General features: G+C 70.2%; 14 protein-coding genes. 7 read left to right on the forward strand and 7 right to left on the reverse strand.

Going from position 1 to position 16,056, the window contains the following annotated elements:
• Nucleotides 1–3 precede the first annotated feature (3 nt).
• The gene (locus OG504_RS49775; protein ID WP_405995771.1) at nucleotides 4–1,110 is read right to left on the reverse strand and encodes a PP2C family protein-serine/threonine phosphatase; all 1,107 of its coding nucleotides are present in this window, start codon (nucleotides 1,108–1,110) and stop codon (nucleotides 4–6) included.
• A 44-nt stretch (nucleotides 1,111–1,154) separates the two neighbouring features.
• On the reverse strand, nucleotides 1,155–2,357 hold the full coding sequence (locus OG504_RS49780; protein WP_405995772.1) for a glycoside hydrolase family 64 protein: 1,203 nt from the start codon (nucleotides 2,355–2,357) through the stop codon (nucleotides 1,155–1,157).
• A 351-nt stretch (nucleotides 2,358–2,708) separates the two neighbouring features.
• Between OG504_RS49780 and OG504_RS49785 the strand changes: the two genes are divergently transcribed.
• The 3 genes from OG504_RS49785 (at nucleotide 2,709) to OG504_RS49795 (ending at nucleotide 6,710) form a co-directional block, all read left to right on the forward strand.
• Nucleotides 2,709–5,126 (forward strand): GH92 family glycosyl hydrolase, encoded by a 2,418-nt coding sequence (locus tag OG504_RS49785; protein WP_405995773.1) that lies wholly within the window; start codon nucleotides 2,709–2,711, stop codon nucleotides 5,124–5,126.
• Between the two features lie 225 nt (nucleotides 5,127–5,351).
• Nucleotides 5,352–6,242, forward strand: a complete 891-nt coding sequence (locus tag OG504_RS49790; RefSeq protein ID WP_405995774.1) for a GNAT family N-acetyltransferase — start codon at nucleotides 5,352–5,354, stop codon at nucleotides 6,240–6,242.
• 123 nt (nucleotides 6,243–6,365) lie between these two features.
• Entirely contained in the window at nucleotides 6,366–6,710 is a 345-nt protein-coding gene (locus OG504_RS49795; protein WP_405995775.1) for a hypothetical protein, read from the forward strand.
• 25 nt (nucleotides 6,711–6,735) lie between these two features.
• On the opposite strand, the gene OG504_RS49800 is transcribed toward OG504_RS49795, so the two are convergent.
• From OG504_RS49800 to OG504_RS49810, 3 genes are all read right to left on the reverse strand, one after another.
• Nucleotides 6,736–7,626 (reverse strand): Gfo/Idh/MocA family protein, encoded by an 891-nt coding sequence (locus OG504_RS49800; RefSeq protein ID WP_405995776.1) that lies wholly within the window; start codon nucleotides 7,624–7,626, stop codon nucleotides 6,736–6,738.
• A gap of 127 nt (nucleotides 7,627–7,753) precedes the next feature.
• Entirely contained in the window at nucleotides 7,754–8,689 is a 936-nt protein-coding gene (locus tag OG504_RS49805; RefSeq protein WP_405995777.1) for an NAD(P)-dependent oxidoreductase, read from the reverse strand.
• Nucleotides 8,686–9,390 (reverse strand): SDR family NAD(P)-dependent oxidoreductase, encoded by a 705-nt coding sequence (locus OG504_RS49810; protein WP_405995778.1) that lies wholly within the window; start codon nucleotides 9,388–9,390, stop codon nucleotides 8,686–8,688. Before OG504_RS49810 ends, OG504_RS49805 begins: the two co-directional genes overlap by 4 nt.
• A gap of 116 nt (nucleotides 9,391–9,506) precedes the next feature.
• On the opposite strand from OG504_RS49810, the gene OG504_RS49815 reads away from it, so the two are divergent.
• Nucleotides 9,507–10,406, forward strand: a complete 900-nt coding sequence (locus OG504_RS49815) for a LysR family transcriptional regulator (protein WP_405995779.1) — start codon at nucleotides 9,507–9,509, stop codon at nucleotides 10,404–10,406.
• 155 nt (nucleotides 10,407–10,561) lie between these two features.
• Here the strand turns inward: OG504_RS49815 and OG504_RS49820 are convergent, their stop codons facing one another.
• A complete protein-coding gene (locus tag OG504_RS49820; protein ID WP_405995780.1) occupies nucleotides 10,562–11,764 on the reverse strand; it encodes a GDSL-type esterase/lipase family protein in 1,203 nt (400 codons plus the stop codon).
• A gap of 183 nt (nucleotides 11,765–11,947) precedes the next feature.
• The gene (locus OG504_RS49825) at nucleotides 11,948–12,523 is read right to left on the reverse strand and encodes a TetR/AcrR family transcriptional regulator (RefSeq protein ID WP_405995781.1); all 576 of its coding nucleotides are present in this window, start codon (nucleotides 12,521–12,523) and stop codon (nucleotides 11,948–11,950) included.
• Nucleotides 12,524–12,594: 71 nt separating this feature from the next.
• On the opposite strand from OG504_RS49825, the gene OG504_RS49830 reads away from it, so the two are divergent.
• From OG504_RS49830 to OG504_RS49840, 3 genes are all read left to right on the forward strand, one after another.
• Nucleotides 12,595–13,089: an FBP domain-containing protein gene (locus OG504_RS49830; protein WP_405995782.1), complete on the forward strand. Its 495-nt coding sequence runs from the start codon at nucleotides 12,595–12,597 to the stop codon at nucleotides 13,087–13,089.
• A gap of 224 nt (nucleotides 13,090–13,313) precedes the next feature.
• Nucleotides 13,314–14,171: an aldo/keto reductase gene (locus OG504_RS49835; protein WP_405995783.1), complete on the forward strand. Its 858-nt coding sequence runs from the start codon at nucleotides 13,314–13,316 to the stop codon at nucleotides 14,169–14,171.
• A gap of 107 nt (nucleotides 14,172–14,278) precedes the next feature.
• Nucleotides 14,279–16,048, forward strand: coding sequence for an ABC transporter ATP-binding protein (locus OG504_RS49840; protein ID WP_405995784.1), 1,770 nt, complete (start codon nucleotides 14,279–14,281; stop codon nucleotides 16,046–16,048).
• Nucleotides 16,049–16,056 lie beyond the last annotated feature (8 nt).

Below are 16,056 nucleotides of genomic sequence, written 5' to 3' on the forward strand. Positions count from 1 at the left end.
CCCTTACGGAGTCCGGGGCGTGAGCACGAGCATGGTCACATCGTCCCGGATCTCCGGCGAGTGCCGCAGCAGGTCGGCCCACACCCGCTCCGCCATCAACGCCGGCTCGTCGTCGGCGAGTTGGACCAGCCGCTCGGCGAAGGGATAGAAGGAACCGCCCGCGTCCCGGGCCTCCCACACCCCGTCCGAGGCGAGGAACAGCCGGTCTCCTGGCCGCAGTTGGACGGTCACCCCGCTCAGCGGACCGCCATCGGACAGGCCGAGACCGAGCGGCGTCCACGCCTCGATGTCGATCTCCGTGACCCGGCCGCCGCGCAGCAGCACCGGAGCCGGATGCCCGCAGGCCACGATCCGCACCGCCCCCGCGTCCGCCGTGAACTCCAGCAGCACCGCCGTGGCGAACAGCTCCGCGTGCGCCGACCGAGCCGAGTCCACCACCAGCCGCCGGTCCAGCCGTGCCGCGACCGCCTCCAGGTCCGGCTGGTCGAGCACCGCCTCCCGGAACGCGCCCAGCAGCGAGGCGACCGTAGCGACGGCCGACAGCCCGTGCCCCTGCACATCGCCCATGACGGCCCGCACCCCGTACGGCCCGGCCCGTACGTCGAAGAAGTCGCCGCCGACCAGCGTCCCGCGCTGCGCCGCCCGGTACAGCCCCACGCACCCCACCGGCCCCACCCGCTCCGGCAGCGGCGGCACGACGGCCCGCTGCGCCGCCTCGGCGACCGTGCGCTCCAGATCCAGCTGGGCATCGCGGCGACTGCGCACGAAGGACACGAACACGCTCAGCACCGCGACGAACAGGACCGTCAGCAGATCGGTCTCACCGGGATCGTTGAGATGGAACGCCGGGACGGTCAGCAGTGCGACCGTGGCGCTGCCCATCAGCGCGGTCGCGAGCGGACCGTACGACAGCCCGGCCAGCGGCGGAATGGCGCCCAGCAGAAAGCCGATGTCGAGCGAGTCCGGGCTGACCAGCGTCGCCACACCCACGCCCACCACCAGTGCCCACGGCAGCACCCGCACCCACCCCGGCGCCGGCGCGCCCCGAAGCCACCCCCGCCGGGCCGGCTCCCGGACCCGGCGGAACGACGGAACGCGCACCTTTCCCACACCACCACGCTCCTACGGCGGGACCGGCCCCGCACGCCGAGCGCCTAGAACGGCGTGAGCGTCAGCCGTATCCCCGTGGGCGCCGTGTCCTGGACGTACGACGCGAAGTCCGCCACGTCGTCGAAGGCGAAGCCGTACGCCTTGCCGTCGGCGGTCGCCGCGTGGATCGCCTTCGCGTAGTGGTTCGTGAGGTCGGTGGCGTAGAAGCTCGACGCGTCGGTGGTGGGCTGGGCGGGGTTCGACAGGAGCGTCGAGCGGTTGAAGCCGGCGCCGAGGACGGCCGCGACCGGGCCCGTGGTGCCGTCGTTCGGGGCGGCCAGATTGCCGTCGCAGAACAGCACGTCCCGGGTCGACGGCTTGGCGAACGAGACCGAGGCAGGCCCGGTGAAGGTGAATTGGCCGGCGCGCACCCGCCCGGTGAAGGCGCCCGCGTTGGTGGTGACGGTGAGGTCCTTGCCGGTGTAGGTGCTCCACACCTCGTCGATGTAGGGCTGGAAGTAGTCCGCGGCGAACAGGCCCGCGTCCAGCCCGTGCCCCGGCGCGATCACCCGCGTGTCGTCCACGATCAGCGGGGCGAACGCCTCGACCTTCCGTACGGCGTCGAACACCGACGCCCGGCCGCCGTCGCGCAGGGTGCCCGTCGTCTGGTCCTGCGCGCCGGTCAGCCGGATGCTCAGCGGCACGCTGAACATGTCGACCATCGTCGTGTTGCAGAACATGCCGGACGCGTTGTGCGTGAACTCGGCGCAGTCGTGCAGCACCCCGTAGTTGGGGTCGGACGTCACCCAGCCGGCCGGGTACTGAAGTGCCGGGTTGCCGTTGCCGTCCGCCACGGCCTTGAACTTGAGTTTCGCGCCGAGCGAGACGTAGATGCGGCCCGACAGGTAAGGGAGCGAAATCGTCGTCTCCGCACCGGAGTTGAGGCTGATCGCATAGTCGGTGAAACCGTCCGCGCCGTTGTCCGAGAGCGCGATCGGCGCGATCGTCCCGTCGGGGGTGACCCGCACCTGCTTGCCGTCCACGTTTCCTACGATGTACGCGTGCACGTTCGCGTTGTCGAACGAGCCGCTGTTGTTGACCAGCGTCAGCGGGAGGGCGCCCGCCTGATCGGCGCTGGTCTCCGTGGACTTGGTGTCCGCGAGGGCGTGCGGTGCGAGCGCGGCGACGGCGGGGGCGGCCACGGCCGCGCCACCGAGGGCGAAGAGGAGCTTGCGGCGGCCGAGCGGGCGCTGGTGACGGGGAGTCATGTGGGGGGACCTCCGGACGAGTCGGGCTGTTCGGAGCGGACGGCGCCGACGCATTGAGAGCGCTCTCACAGCGTGCGCCGACACCGCCGCCGAGGCCCGATGTTACGCACGGGCACGGGCTGAGCCAACGGTTCTGCATGAAGCCGTCACCGCGCTGACCTGCGGAGACGTGACGAGATGGGTGGCTTAACCCCCACTTAAGGATCACTTAAGCGTCCGACGAAGCGTTCACCCGTGCTTCATCACCCGTATCCGGGCGCCTCTTCCCTCCCATCGCGCGGCCTCCTAGCCTCACGACGCCCCCTGTCTTTTTCCGTCTCCATGTCCCTTCCTCGAAAGGCGACCTGACGCATGCGTCACCAACTCCTCGGCACGACAAGACGGTTCGGTGTCAGAGTCGCGGCCGTGGCGGTCACCTCCGCGCTCGCCGCGTCCGCCCCGCTCCCCGCCGTCGCGGCGACCGCCCCCTCCGCCCGGCCGTCCTCGCTCGTGGACCCGCTGATCGGCTCCGGCAACGGCGGCAACACCTACCCCGGCGCCACCCTCCCGTACGGCATGATCGCCTGGTCCCCGACCAGCACCACCGGCGACCAGACCAGCACGGGCGCCGCCAACGGGTACGAGTACGGCGCCACCCGCATCCGCGGCCTGAGCCTCACCCACGTCAACGGCGCCGGCTGCAACCCGGGCGCGGCGGGCGACGTACCGATCATGCCGTTCGTCGGCGACGTCACCTCGTCGCCCTCGGCCGACACCAAGGACGCCGTGTACGCGTCGAACTTCTCGCACACCGACGAGAAGGCCACCCCCGGCCGCTACACCCTCGGCCTCGCCTCCGGCGCCACCGCCGACCTCGCCGTCAGCAAGCGCGCCGGGGTCGCCGACTTCACCTTCCCCGCCGACCGCCCGGCGAGCCTGCTCTTCCGCGTCTCCAACTCCCTCAACGGCAGTCAGGACGCACACGTCGACATCGACACCGCCCACCAGAAGGTGACCGGCTGGGTGTACACGGGAGCCTTCTGCGGGCGCCGCGCCAACGGCGGCGTCAACAACCGCAAGAGCTACTACAAGCTCTACTTCAGCGCCTCCTTCGACCGCGCCTTCTCCTCCGTCGGCACCTGGCACGACAGCACCGTGTCACCCGGCTCGACGACCGCCTCCGGAGGCGAGGGATACGCCACCGGTGCCGACCGCGCGGGACGCGGTTCCGGCGGCTGGGTCGGCTTCGACACCAGCTCTGACAACGATGTCCGCATGCGGATCGGCATCTCCTACGTCAGCCTCGGGGGCGCCGAGTCCAACCTGCGCCAGGAGATCGCCCCGCACGCACGCGTGGCCGACGTGGCGAAGGCCGGTGCCCGCGCCTGGGACCGCGAACTGAGCACCGTACGCGTCGACGGCGGCACCCCCGCACGCCGCCAGACCTTCTACACGGCGCTCTACCACGCCCTCATGCAGCCCAACCTGATCAGCGACGAGGACGGCCGCTACTGGGGCATGGACCAGGCCGTGCACCGACTCGCGCGCGGGCAGCGGGCTCAGTACAGCAACTTCTCCGGCTGGGACCAGTACCGCGCCCAGATCCAACTGCTCGCCCTCCTGAAGCCCACAGTGGCGGGCGACTTCGCCCAGTCGCTCTACAACTTCTCGAAACAGAACGGCGGAATCTGGGACCGCTGGGTGCACATCAGCGGTGCCACCCACGTCATGACCGGCGACCCGACCGCAGCGACCCTGGCCACCTTCTACGCCATGGGCGTGCGCAACTTCGACTACGAGGGTGCCTTCGACTCCCTCGTCCACCAGGCCACCGTCCCGAACCCGGACGAACTGTCGGACGCCGGTTGCCCCGGCCAGTGTGTGGGCCAACGCCCCAACCTCGCCCAGTACATGACCTCCCACTACGCCGCCCAGGACGCCTGTCACTGCTGGGGCGGCGCCGCCGAGACCCTGGAGGACGCGGTCGCCGACTCCGCCCTCGGCGAGTGGGCGAAGCTGCTGGGCCGTACCGCCGAGGCGAAGACCTTCACCGAGCGGGGCGCCTACTGGCGCAACGTCTTCAACCCCGCCACCGGCTACATCCAGGCCCGCAACCTCGACGGCTCCTGGGTGGGCCCGTTCAACCCGGCCAGCGACCTCGGCTTCGCACAGGGCTCGGCAGCCGCGTACGTCTGGATGATCCCGCAGGACGTCCAGGGACTGGCCGAGGCGATGGGCGGACGTGAGGCAGCCGCCACCCGGCTCGACGGCTTCTTCCACACCGCCGACGGCGCCTGGTCGGTCCGGGGCGGTGACGCCCTGCGCTACGACCCGACCAACGAACCCGACATCCACGCGCCGTGGCTCTACAACTCCCTCGGCCAGCCCTGGAAGACCCAGGCGACCGTCCGCCAGATCCTCGACACCGCCTACGGCACCGGACCCACCGGCCTGCCCGGCAACGACGACCTCGGCACCATGTCCGCCTGGTACGTCCTCTCCGCCCTCGGCATCTATCCGCGCACCCCGGGCAGCGCCGACCTGCTGCTCGGCGCACCGCTCTTCCCGAAGGCGGTCGTCGACCGTCCGGGCCGCACGGACCTCGTCATCACCGCCCCCGACGCCGACGACACCCACCAGTACGTCGACGCCGTACGCCTCGACGGACGTGACCTCACGCGCGCGTGGACCGGCGCCGGCCTGACCCTCAAGGGCGGCAGGCTGGACTTCCGCCTGGCCACCGAACCCAACACGAGCTGGGCGACCGACCCGGGACAACTCCCGAAGTGACGCACACCGGCCCGGCGGAGTCACGCTCCGCCGGGCCGGCCCGGAAATACGGTGGACGGGCGGGAGATCAACCATCTACCGTGTGCGTGCACGCCCTGAGACCAGCGGAAGGAGGCGAGTGCCATGAGGTTCACAACACCCCAGCGCTCCCTCCCCGTTGACCCGGTGTGCCACGTGTGACCTGACCGGGAGCGCTCCACGCAGTACCCCTCCCGGAGGAAACCCATGACCGATCTGGTCATTCGCGCGCTCGACGAGAGCGACGCCCATCTTTTCGACACCCTTCCCGACTCCCTCGGCGCCCGAGCTGAGCACCGCCTGACCACCTGGCGGCCCGACTGGCAGCGGGTGGCCCTGCGTGACGGCACGGTCGTCGCGCGTGGCGCCTGGTGGGGCGGCCCGAACGACACCGAACCCCTCACCGTCGACTGCTTCGACGTGATCGAGGGCGAGGAGGAAGCGGGGGCCGAACTCCTGCGCAGCGCACCCTGGCGTGTCGGCGCGGAACTGAACCTCCCCGTCGGCTGGCGCGACAACCCCGAGATCCGAGCCGCCGCCGAGACACGCTTCACCGCCCTGCGCGCGGCCGGGTACGAGCTCCTGGTCGAGCGATTCATCTACCGGTGGACCCCGGAGTGCGGCCTCCCCGAGCGCCCCGGCCGCCTCGTCTTCGCCCCCGAACCGGACGACGCCGTCTTCTTCGACGCGCTGCGCCGCATCCACTCCGTCACCCTCGACGGCCATGCCCAACTGGCCATTCGGCAGGGGGGAGTTGAGAAGGCCGCACAGGAGGAGATCGACTTCTTTCGCTGGTGCCCGTCCCCGCGCGAGTGGTGGCAGATCGCCCGCACTCCCGAGGGAGACCTCGTGGGCATCCACATCCCGGCCCACAACCCGTCGGGTCCGTGCATCGGCTTCATCGGAGTCGTACCGGAACAGCGCGGCCACGGCTATGCCCGCGACCTGCTGGCCGAGTGCACCCACTATCTCGTCGAGCGCGGCGCCGAGTTCATCGCCGCCGCCACCGACCAGGGCAACTTCCCGATGGCCGCGCACTTCGCGAAGGCCGGCTATCCGGTCATCCGGGAGCGGGCCAACTTCCATGTCGTCGAGTAAGCGCGACGGAACGTAGGCGGACAGGACAGTCGCCTCGGCCCGCTCGCGATGCGGTCCGGGGCGATTGTCAGTGCCGGGTGCCATGCTGGCGGCAGGTCGATCCACGGCGGGATGGAGGCGGGCATGGGGTTCGTCGGCGAGGTCTGGCAGGTGCACAAGGGCGAGGAGTCGGTCGGGGAGATCCTGATCGACGACGCCGACTTCCCTTGGCTGTCGGGCAAGTTCACCGCCGGTCCGGCGTTCGAGGCCGTACGGGAGCTGTTCGCGCGGGAACTCGCCCTGACGCAGGGGGACGCCGACTGGCAGCGGTGGGAGGAGGCCTACGGCGAGATCAGCCGACAGGTGACGCTGACCTCGCCGGACGGGCCAGTGCCCGAGTTCCTGCTGCACATCGAGGGGGAGCGGGCCTGGTTCCGGTGGAGCGACGAGCCGTTCGACGAGGACGAGGAGCCGCCCGGTGGCGTGTGATCAGGAGACTGACCACAGTGAGTGATCAGGCAGGCTCGTCGCTGTCCACCATCGCCTCGGCCTCGGCCAGGATCTCGGTGACCCGCAGCCCGAAGACCGCGTCGCACGAGTGCGGCCGACCCGTGCGGACGGCCTCGCTCAGCGCGTCGGCGGCCCGCACCAGGGCGGACACCGCGTTGCCCGAGCTGTCCGGAAAGCTGGTCACCCCGGCCGCGCCGCGCAGTTCGACCGTGGCTCCCGCCGCCGCGGTCGGCGCGGTGAGACTCAGCGTCAGCGTGCTGGACACACCGCCGACATGCTCCAGGACCAGCACGACCGTGTCGCCGGGACCCCGCACGGCGGCGGCCACTCGCCGGACGTCACCGAGGACCGGCAGCAACACGGACAGGGCATGCGGGCCCACGTCCCACAGCGCGCCCTTCTCCTGCCGCCAGGGCGAGGCGGCGAACGGGCTGTCGCTGGTGAACACCGACCCGAGCCACTCGGCCCGGGCCGTGAACCAGCCCTCCGCGGCTGCCTGTTCGGTGATCCACGCCTCGGTCTCCGGCTGGAAGCGGGTGGTGAAGAACACGACCGACGCGACCCCGGCCTCCCGCACCGTGTCGACCACGGCCCGCCCCTGCTCGACCGTCGGCGCGAGGGGCTTGTCCAGCAGCAGATGCCGCCCCGCCCGCGCGGCCCGCACCGCCAACTCGGCCTGGATCGACGGCGGCAGCGCCACGGCGACGGCGTCCACGTCCGCGAGCAGAGCGTCGACATCGTCGTAGGCCGGTACGCCGTACTGGTCGGCCAACTCCTTGGCGGCGTCGGGGCGGCGGCCCCACACGCCCGCGAAGTCCCACGCGTGGTGCTCACTCAGGGCGGGGGCGTGTGCCATCCGAGCCCAAGGGCCGGTGCCGAGCAGTCCGATGCGCATAGCGGTGCCTTTCCACGGTCGAACCTGGTGACGCGACCGGAGTCATTGCGACCGGTCGGTCGCCGGTGAGCGTGCCACATGAACAGGGCAGGTGCGCAAGCCCTTCCCGCCCCTCGGCGCATGCTCATCAACGACTGCGGCTCGGCTGTCCTGGCTGCTGTCGTGCCTGGGCCGTGGCGTTGTGCCGCAGGAGTTCGGCCAGCACGGAGACGCCGTCGCGGTCTTCCAGTCCTGCGGCCATGGCCTGGTCGATGAGCTTGCGGTTCGCGTCCAGTTGGCCCATGGGCGCTCCCACGGAGGACGCCAGGGCGTCGATCAGTGCCAGGTCCTTGGCGACCAGGGACAGCGTCATGTGGATGGCCGCGTCGTGTGGTCGTACGAAGTTGTCGCGGTTGTAGAGCACGAAGGGCGCTGCGGCCGCGCTCTGGGTGAAAGCGTCGTAGGCGGCGGCGCGGTCGATGCCGGCGCGTTCCGCGAGAACCAGCGCCTCGGACAAGGCTGTTGCCATGGACAGCAGGAGTGAGTTGATCGCGAGCTTCATGATGTTGCCGCTGCCTGGTTCCCCGAAGTGAAGGACGCGGGTGGCCAGCACGTCCATGACGGGACGCACACGGTCGAGTGCTTCTTTGGGGCCGCCGACCAGGAAGGTGAGTTCGCCGCGTGTGGCGAGTTCGACGGAACCGGACACGGGGGTGTCGAGGAGAGTGGCGCCGCGTTCGAGAACGAGTGGTGCGAGGGTCCTGACCGTCTGCGGGGCGACGGTGCTGGTCTCCAGGACGGTTGTTCCCGGGCGTAGCCCGGCGAGGATGCCGTCGGGCCCGTGGTAGACCTCGCCCACCGCCGTGTCGTCGGTCAGACAGACGATGACGATGTCGGCGGAGGAGGCCGCCTCGCGCGGGGTGCCGACCACGCGGGCGCCCGTGTCTGCCGCGACGTCGAGGGCGCGGGCCCGGGTCCGGTTGGTCACGGTCACGCTGTGCCCTGCCCGACGCAGGCGCACCACCATGGGGCGGCTGATGCGGCCGATGCCGATCACGGCCAGCGTGGGCAGGGCGTCGATCATGCGTGGCCGCCGTTGAGGTCGAGGTTCACGCCGTTCGCCGCCGGGTTCTCCAGCAGGAACACGGAGCCCTCGACGATGTCCCGCATCGTGGGAATGACACCGGTCAGGATGCGGGCACGTGCTGCTTCCAGGACGAGCTCGTTGCCGGCCCAGTGCGGGCTGTCGCCGACCATGCCGGGATGGATCGCGTTGACGCGGACCGGCGCGAGCTCCTTGGCCAGCGTCGCCACCAGGCCTGTCACACCGGCGTTCACGGCGGTGACCGTGGTGGATCCGGGGTAGGGCACGTCCTTGGCCAGGCCGCCGAACAGCAGCACCGAACCGGTGGGGGAGATGCGCGACCGCAGTGCGTGGACGACCGTGGTGTAGCCGACGATCTTGGCGATCGCCAACTCCGTCGCCCCGGCGATGTCGTAGTCGGCGATCGTGTTGTTGTCGCGTCGCATGCCGGCGAGGACGATCGAGTCGATGTGCTCGATGCCGCCCAGCGCGTCCTTGAGGATCTCGGGCTTGGAGAGATCGGCCTCAATGCCCCGCACGTGCTGAGAATCCACCTCGGTATTTATTTCCGCGGCCACTTCCTCCGCGCGCGTGCTGTCGCGGCCGGCGATGATCACGGAGGCGCCCTGCCGGGCATAGGCCGCGGCCAGTTCGCGGCCGATACCGGATGTGCCTCCGACGATCAGAACCTGCTTGCTCATGACCAACCTTTCGTCGGACAGCGGGAGTTGCTGTCGATGACAGCCTGACGCAGAAGGTATATCGAGTCCAACGAAAAACATTGACAGCTGTTATCGAAGAAATCGATAATTGGCTGATGGAATTACGGCAGTTACGCTATTTCATCACCGTGGCCGAAGAACTCAGCTTCACCCGCGCTGCGGCGCGCCTTTTCGCAGCCCAGTCGACCGTGTCGGCAGCTGTCCGCGCCCTGGAGGAAGAGCTCCGGATCTCGCTCTTCGACCGGTCGACCAGGACGGTGGCCCTGTCCTCGGCGGGCGAGTTGTTCCTGCCGGAGGCCAAGTCGGTCGTCGCGGCCGCGGAGCGTGCGAGGGAAGTGGTCGGCGAGGCGTCGAGAACCCTGCGGGGCAGCCTGCGCGTCGGCACGATGACCCGCATCACGGCTCTCGACCTGCCGCGCCTGGTGGGGGCCTTCCGTCAGCGCCACCCGCTGGTGGACATACGGATCCAGGTCTCCGGATCCGGAGCGGGCGGAATCGCCGAGGACGTGCGACGCGGGCGCCTGGACGTCGGCGTCGTGGCCCTGCCTGCCTCCGAGGCGCACGACCTCGACCTGCGGCAGTTCGCGACGATCCCGTACGTGGTGATCCTGCCGACCGAGCATCCGCTGGCACAGCGGGACCACATCGCGCTGAAGGACCTCGCCCACGAGAACTTCGTCTCGGGGGCAAGGGGCTTCGGGTCGCGTGCCGCCATGGACCGGGCCTTCGGCGAACTCGGCATCACGCGCCGCGTGTCCGTCGAGATCACGGACATCGCCTCGGCCGCGTCGTATGTGCGAGCCATCGGTGGCGCCGCCGTCGTTCCCCGTTACGAGCCGGTGGGTACGGCCGGGGTGGTCGTCAAGCCGGTGTCCGGTCCCGTGCCCTCGCTCGCCCTGTCGTTCGCGGTCCGCGCGGGCCGCGAACCGAGCCCCGCCGTCGCTGCCTTGCTGAAGCTCAGCCCCAACTACACGCGCGACGACGGGACGTTCTGAACAGGCTCGCCTGCTCGCTCACCGGTGTCGAAAGAGACCGGCCATGTCCTCGACCGGTTCTGTCGACCGCCTCCAAGTCGGGCTCGGGACTGCCCAGTTGGGCTGTGGCGCAACCGTGAGGCTGCTCGGCCGGTCTGGGCCGGTGTGCGAAAGCCTCAGGCGGTCCCGGTCCCGGTCCCGGTCCCGGTCCCGGACGCGAAAGCGCCGCCCTCGCCGAACACCGACCGCCCGAAGTTCTCGGCGATGCGCCGGTGTCCCGCCGGGTCGGGATGAACCGCGTCGGGGAGCGGGAGTTCGGCGTAGTCCTCCTCGCCGTAGAGGGAACGACCGTCGAGGTAGTACAGGTTCGGGTCGTCGGCCGCCCGTTGTTCCACGACGCGGGCGAGTGCCTCGCGGGTGACGTTGAGGGTCAGGCGTCCGAGGGGGCGTTCAGCCGGGTCGCCCGTGGCCTTGAACAGCAGGGTTCCGCCGTCGAAGTCGGGCATGAGAGGGCCGGGCGTGTCCTCCTGGACCGGGCAGAGGATGGCGGACACGACCAGCAGCGGTGTGGTCGGATGCCCCTCGCGGATGGTGTCGAGGAATCCGTGGACCGCCGGGGTGAAGGCGCGCAGGCGCATCGCGTCGGCGTTGACGATGTTGATGCCGATCTTGACGCTGATCAGGTCCGCCGGGGTGTCCCGCATCGCGCGGGCGGTGAACGGGTCGAGCAGCGCGTTGCCGCTGAACCCCAGGTTGACGAGCTCCACGTGACCCTCGGCGGCAGCCAGGGCGGGCCAAGTCGCCGTCGGGTGAGTGGCGTTCGAGCCATGGCTGATCGAACTGCCGTGGTGCAGCCACACCTTGCGCCCGTTGTCCGTCGCCTTCTCGACGGGGGCGTCGGTGCGCAGGGCGATCAGCTCGGCGGTCTCCGTGTGCGGGAGCCAGATCTCGATGTCCTTGTCACCGGGCGGCAGGTCGGTGAACCGGGCGGTGCCGGGCTGCCCCTCCGTGAACTCGGAGGACTGGGTCGCCATGTCGGTGATCGTGCGCACGTTGCCGCCGGCCACCGTGGCCTGGGCGGTGAGACGGCCGTCGACCAGCAGGTCGTACACGCCGTCAGCCGGCGCCGGGAACCCCCGGTAGACGCGCTTGGTGGGCAGCGTGTCCAGCTCGATCATGGTGGCCCGGGTGCGGAAGACCAGCCGTACCCCGGAGGGTTGTGCCTCGGCCACGGCTAGTTGGTCGTCGGGGATCTGGCGGCGCGCCCGGGCGGGCAGCCGATGGGGCAGCAGACCGTGCGCGGTCGTCTCCACGTCGAGGAAGCCGCGCAGCAGGTCGGTGGTGACAGGGGTGGTGATCGTGTCGTGTTCGGTGCTCATCGCCTCAGCCTGTTGATCAAGATGTCCGGAAGGGGCCGGACCCGGAACCGGAAGGGGCCGGACCCGGAACCGGAAGGGGCCGGACCCGGAACCGGAAGGGGCCGGACCCGGAACCGGAAGGGGCCGGACCCGGAATCGGAGTACGTCGGAGCCGGAACCGGGATGCGCCGGATCAGGAACGCGTCAGATGTGGGGCGCGGCCCGGTTCCGCAGCAGCGCGTCGAGCGAATCCACGATCCAGGCCCAGGATTCGCGCGCGTCGGGCGCGCTGTGGTCGAAGCCCCCGGCCAGCTCCAGGCTGACGTAGCCGTGGAAGACGCCGCCCAGCATCCGGACCGCGTGCGTCTGGTCCGGCTCCGCCAAGTCGTAGCCGCGCAGGATCGCCCGTGTCATCTGCGAGTGCCGCACCCCGGCGCTGGCGGCCGCCGTCTCGGGATCGAGCCGGAGCCGCGCGGCCGCGTACCGGCCGGGGTGCTCCCGGGCGTAGTCGCGGTAGGCGTCCGCGAAGGCGGCCAGGGCATCCTTGCCGGCCCGCCCGGCCACCGCGTCGGAGACCCGGTCGGCGAGTTCCTCCAGCGCGAACAGGGCGATCCTGGTCTTGAGTTCCTGGGAGTTCTTCAGGTGCGAGTAGAGACTCGCGACCTTGACGTCGAACCGCCGGGCGAGCGCCGAGACGGTCACCTGCTCGAAGCCGACCTCGTCGGCCAGCTCCGCCCCCGCCAGGGTCAGCCGCTCCGGCGTCAGTCCTGCTCTGGCCATAGCCTTCCTCCCGTTCGGCGATAACCATTATGCATTTGCCTAAAGGTTTTAGGCAAACTAGCGTGCCGTTCATGACACCACTGACCGAGCGGGAGATCCGCGCCGCCTTCGTGAACTGCACCAAGGGTGAGGCCAAGCGCCTGTCCGTACCCCGGGACCTGGCCGAACGGCCGTGGGACGACCTGGACTTCCTCGGCTGGCGGGACCCCCAGGCCCCGGACCGCGCCTACCTCGCGATCGAGCTGGACGGCCGCCCGACGGCGGTCGCCCTGCGCTCTCCCGGCGTCGCCTCCTGGCAGACGCGGCGCAGCATGTGCTCGATGTGCATGACCACCCACACCGGAGGCGTCTCGCTGATGGCCGCCGCGAAGGCGGGCAAGGCCGGGCAGCAGGGCAACTCCGTGGGCGCCTACATATGCAGCGACCTCGCCTGCCCGCTGTACGTGCGCGGCAAGAAGGACGCGGGCGTCGGCGCCCGGATGCCCGAGTCGCTCACCCTGGAGGAGAAGATCCGGCGGACCGTCACCAATGTCACGGCGTTCATCGCCAGGGTCGCCGCTCGTTGAGCGGTCCCGAATCGACCGGTCCCGACCGGTCCCACCTGAGCGATCCGGATTGAGCAGTCCCGCTGCTGGATCCGTTCGATTTCTTCTATTGGACCTGCGGACCCGGGCCGGACAGGCTGGAGGATGCGTTCTGCCCGTCGTGACCCCGATCCGAGAACCGGGTCCGGGCTCCAGCGGTGCGGGACGGCACGTTTCCGCGTGACAGCCGGAGGAGGAGCACCCGCATGGACACCCGCCGTATCGGTGACGTCGAGGTCAGTGCGATCGGCCTGGGCGGTATGCCCATGTCGATCGAAGGACGGCCGGACGAGGCACGCTCCCTCGCGACCATCCACGCCGCACTCGACGCGGGCGTGACGCTGATCGACACCGCCGACGCCTACCACCTGCACGCCGACGACATCGGGCACAACGAGACCCTGATCGCCAAGGCCCTCGCCTCCCACGACCGGGGCGCGGACGTCCTCGTCGCCACCAAGGGCGGCCATCTCCGCCCCGGGGACGGCAGTTGGACCCTGAACGGCAGCCCCGCGTACCTGAAGGAGGCCTGCGAGGCATCCCTGCGCCGGCTCGGTGTGGAGGCCATCGGGCTCTACCAGTTCCACCGCCCCGACCCGAGGGTGCCGTACGCCGAATCGGTCGGCGCGGTACGGGAGTTGCTCGACGAGGGCAAGATCCGCCTGGCCGGCATCTCGAACGGGGACCCGGAGCAGATCCGGCTGGCGAACGAGATCCTCGACGGCCGGCTGGTCTCCGTGCAGAACCAGTTCTCCCCGGCCTTCCGTTCCAGCGAACCGGAGCTGGACCTCTGCGACGAACTCGGCATCGCGTTCCTGCCCTGGAGCCCCCTCGGCGGCATCGCCCGCGCCGGTGAACTCGGCTCCGCCTACGCGCCGTTCGCCACCATCGCCGAGAAGCACGGCGTCAGCCCGCAGCGCGTCTGCCTGGCCTGGATGCTCGCCAAGTCCCCGGTCGTCGTACCGATCCCGGGCGCCAGCCGCCCCGAGACGATCCGCGACTCGGCCGCCGCACCCGAACTCAGCCTCTCCGCCGACGAGGTCGCGGAACTGGACGCCGTTTGAGAAGAGCCTGATGTCTGAGGTGTAGTAAGGGCGGGCAAGGGCAGAAAGCGCTTGCCCGCCACCTGGTCACAGGGGGCCGACCGGTCACAGGGGGAGGACCACCACCGATGGCATCGACCACGGAGAAACCGCTCGACCACCGCTACCGCGACGAACACCCGATCCGCACCCTCGCCTACCTCTTCCACGCCGACCGAAGACAACTGGCCCTGGCCGTCGTCGTGTTCACGGTCAAGCACAGCCCCATCTGGCTGCTCCCGCTGATCACCGCGTCCATCATCGACACCGTCGTCCAGCACCAGCCGGTCAGCAGACTCTGGACGAGCACCGGCATCATCCTGTTCATCCTGTTGATCAACTACCCCCTGCACGTGCTGTACGTCCGTCTCCTCTACGGCAGCGTCCGCCGCATGGGCACCGACCTGCGCTCGGCCCTGTGCACCCGCATGCAGCAGCTCTCCATCGGCTACCACTCCCGGGTCAGTGCCGGAGTCCTCCAGGCCAAGGTCGTACGGGATGTCGAGACGGTCGAGCAGATGGTCCAGCAGACTGCGGAGACCGGACTCGGCGCGATCACCGTACTCACCGGCGGCCTGGTCATCATCGCCTTCCGCACACCGGAGTTCGTGCCCGTCTTCATCGTCGTCGTACCGGTCGCCGCGCTCCTCGTGTCCCGGCTGCGGGCGCGCCTTCGCACCCACAACGAGCACTTCCGCCACGAGGTGGAGACCCTGTCCTCACGCGTGACGGAGATGACCCGCCTCATCCCGGTCACCCGCGCCCACGGCCTGGAGGGCAAGGCCCTGCGCCGCATGGACGGCACCCTGCGCCGACTCCTCACCTCCGGAAACCGCCTCGACCTCCTCAACGGCCGCTTCGGCTCGCTCGCCTGGGTCGTCCTCAACGTCGTCGGCGTCCTGGTCCTCGCCGGCGCGGCCCTGGTGTCGTACTACGGCGTCTGGGGCGTCACCGCCGGCGACGTCGTCATGCTGAGCGCCTTCCTGACCACCCTCACCAACTCCACCACCTCCCTCACGACCCTGGCCCCGGTCATCACCAAGGGCTTGGAATCGGTCCGTTCGGTCGGCGAGGTGCTCCAGGCACCCGAGCTGGAGGACAACGAGGGCAAGGCGGAGGTCACCGAGGTACGCGGAGCCGTCACCTTCCAGCACGTCGGCCACACCTACGACGAGCAACTCCGGCCCGCCGTGCACGACTTCACCCTCACCGTCGCACCCGGCGAGACCGTCGCCCTCGTCGGCGCGTCCGGCGCGGGCAAGTCCACCGTGCTCAACCTCGTCATCGGCTTCATCCGCCCCACCACCGGCCAACTCCTGCTCGACGGCACCGACATGAGCACCCTCGACCTGCGCACGTACCGCCGCTTCGTCTCGGTCGTCCCCCAGGAGTCGATCCTCTTCGACGGCACGATCCACGACAACGTGGCCTACGGCATGGACGACGCCGACGAGGAGTCGGTGCGCGCGGCGCTGCGGGACGCCAACGCCCTCGAGTTCGTGGAGAAGTTGCCGCAAGGAGTGGAGACCCTGGTCGGCGAACGCGGGGCCCGGCTGTCCGGCGGCCAGCGTCAACGCCTCGCCATCGCACGGGCGTTGATCCGCGACCCCAAGGTGCTCGTCCTGGACGAGGCGACCTCGGCGCTCGACACCCGCTCGGAAGCCCTCGTCCAGCAGGCGCTCGCCCGGCTGCTGCGCGGCCGTACCACCTTCGTGGTCGCGCACCGGCTGTCCACCGTCCGGGGCGCCGACCGGATCGTGGTGATGGGCGACGGGGAGATCCTGGAGGTCGGCACGCACGACGAACTCCTGCGCCGGGGCGGGGCGTACACGGCGCTGCACAGCGGGCAGGTCGCCTGACCTGATCT

Origin of the sequence: Streptomyces sp. NBC_00986 (assembly GCF_045162565.1) — a bacterium.
GTDB lineage: Bacteria > Actinomycetota > Actinomycetes > Streptomycetales > Streptomycetaceae > Streptomyces.

Coding starts and splice junctions, on each gene's coding strand:
- OG504_RS49795 (WP_405995775.1), top strand. CDS start 6,366: ATGGGGTTCGTCGGCGAGGTCTGGCAGGTGCACAAGGGCGAGGAGTCG.
- OG504_RS49830 (WP_405995782.1), top strand. CDS start 12,595: ATGACACCACTGACCGAGCGGGAGATCCGCGCCGCCTTCGTGAACTGC.
- OG504_RS49790 (WP_405995774.1), top strand. CDS start 5,352: ATGACCGATCTGGTCATTCGCGCGCTCGACGAGAGCGACGCCCATCTT.
- OG504_RS49800 (WP_405995776.1), bottom strand. CDS start 7,626: ATGCGCATCGGACTGCTCGGCACCGGCCCTTGGGCTCGGATGGCACAC.
- OG504_RS49805 (WP_405995777.1), bottom strand. CDS start 8,689: ATGATCGACGCCCTGCCCACGCTGGCCGTGATCGGCATCGGCCGCATC.
- OG504_RS49815 (WP_405995779.1), top strand. CDS start 9,507: ATGGAATTACGGCAGTTACGCTATTTCATCACCGTGGCCGAAGAACTC.
- OG504_RS49780 (WP_405995772.1), bottom strand. CDS start 2,357: ATGACTCCCCGTCACCAGCGCCCGCTCGGCCGCCGCAAGCTCCTCTTC.
- OG504_RS49840 (WP_405995784.1), top strand. CDS start 14,279: ATGGCATCGACCACGGAGAAACCGCTCGACCACCGCTACCGCGACGAA.
- OG504_RS49825 (WP_405995781.1), bottom strand. CDS start 12,523: ATGGCCAGAGCAGGACTGACGCCGGAGCGGCTGACCCTGGCGGGGGCG.
- OG504_RS49835 (WP_405995783.1), top strand. CDS start 13,314: ATGGACACCCGCCGTATCGGTGACGTCGAGGTCAGTGCGATCGGCCTG.
- OG504_RS49810 (WP_405995778.1), bottom strand. CDS start 9,390: ATGAGCAAGCAGGTTCTGATCGTCGGAGGCACATCCGGTATCGGCCGC.
- OG504_RS49820 (WP_405995780.1), bottom strand. CDS start 11,764: ATGAGCACCGAACACGACACGATCACCACCCCTGTCACCACCGACCTG.
- OG504_RS49785 (WP_405995773.1), top strand. CDS start 2,709: ATGCGTCACCAACTCCTCGGCACGACAAGACGGTTCGGTGTCAGAGTC.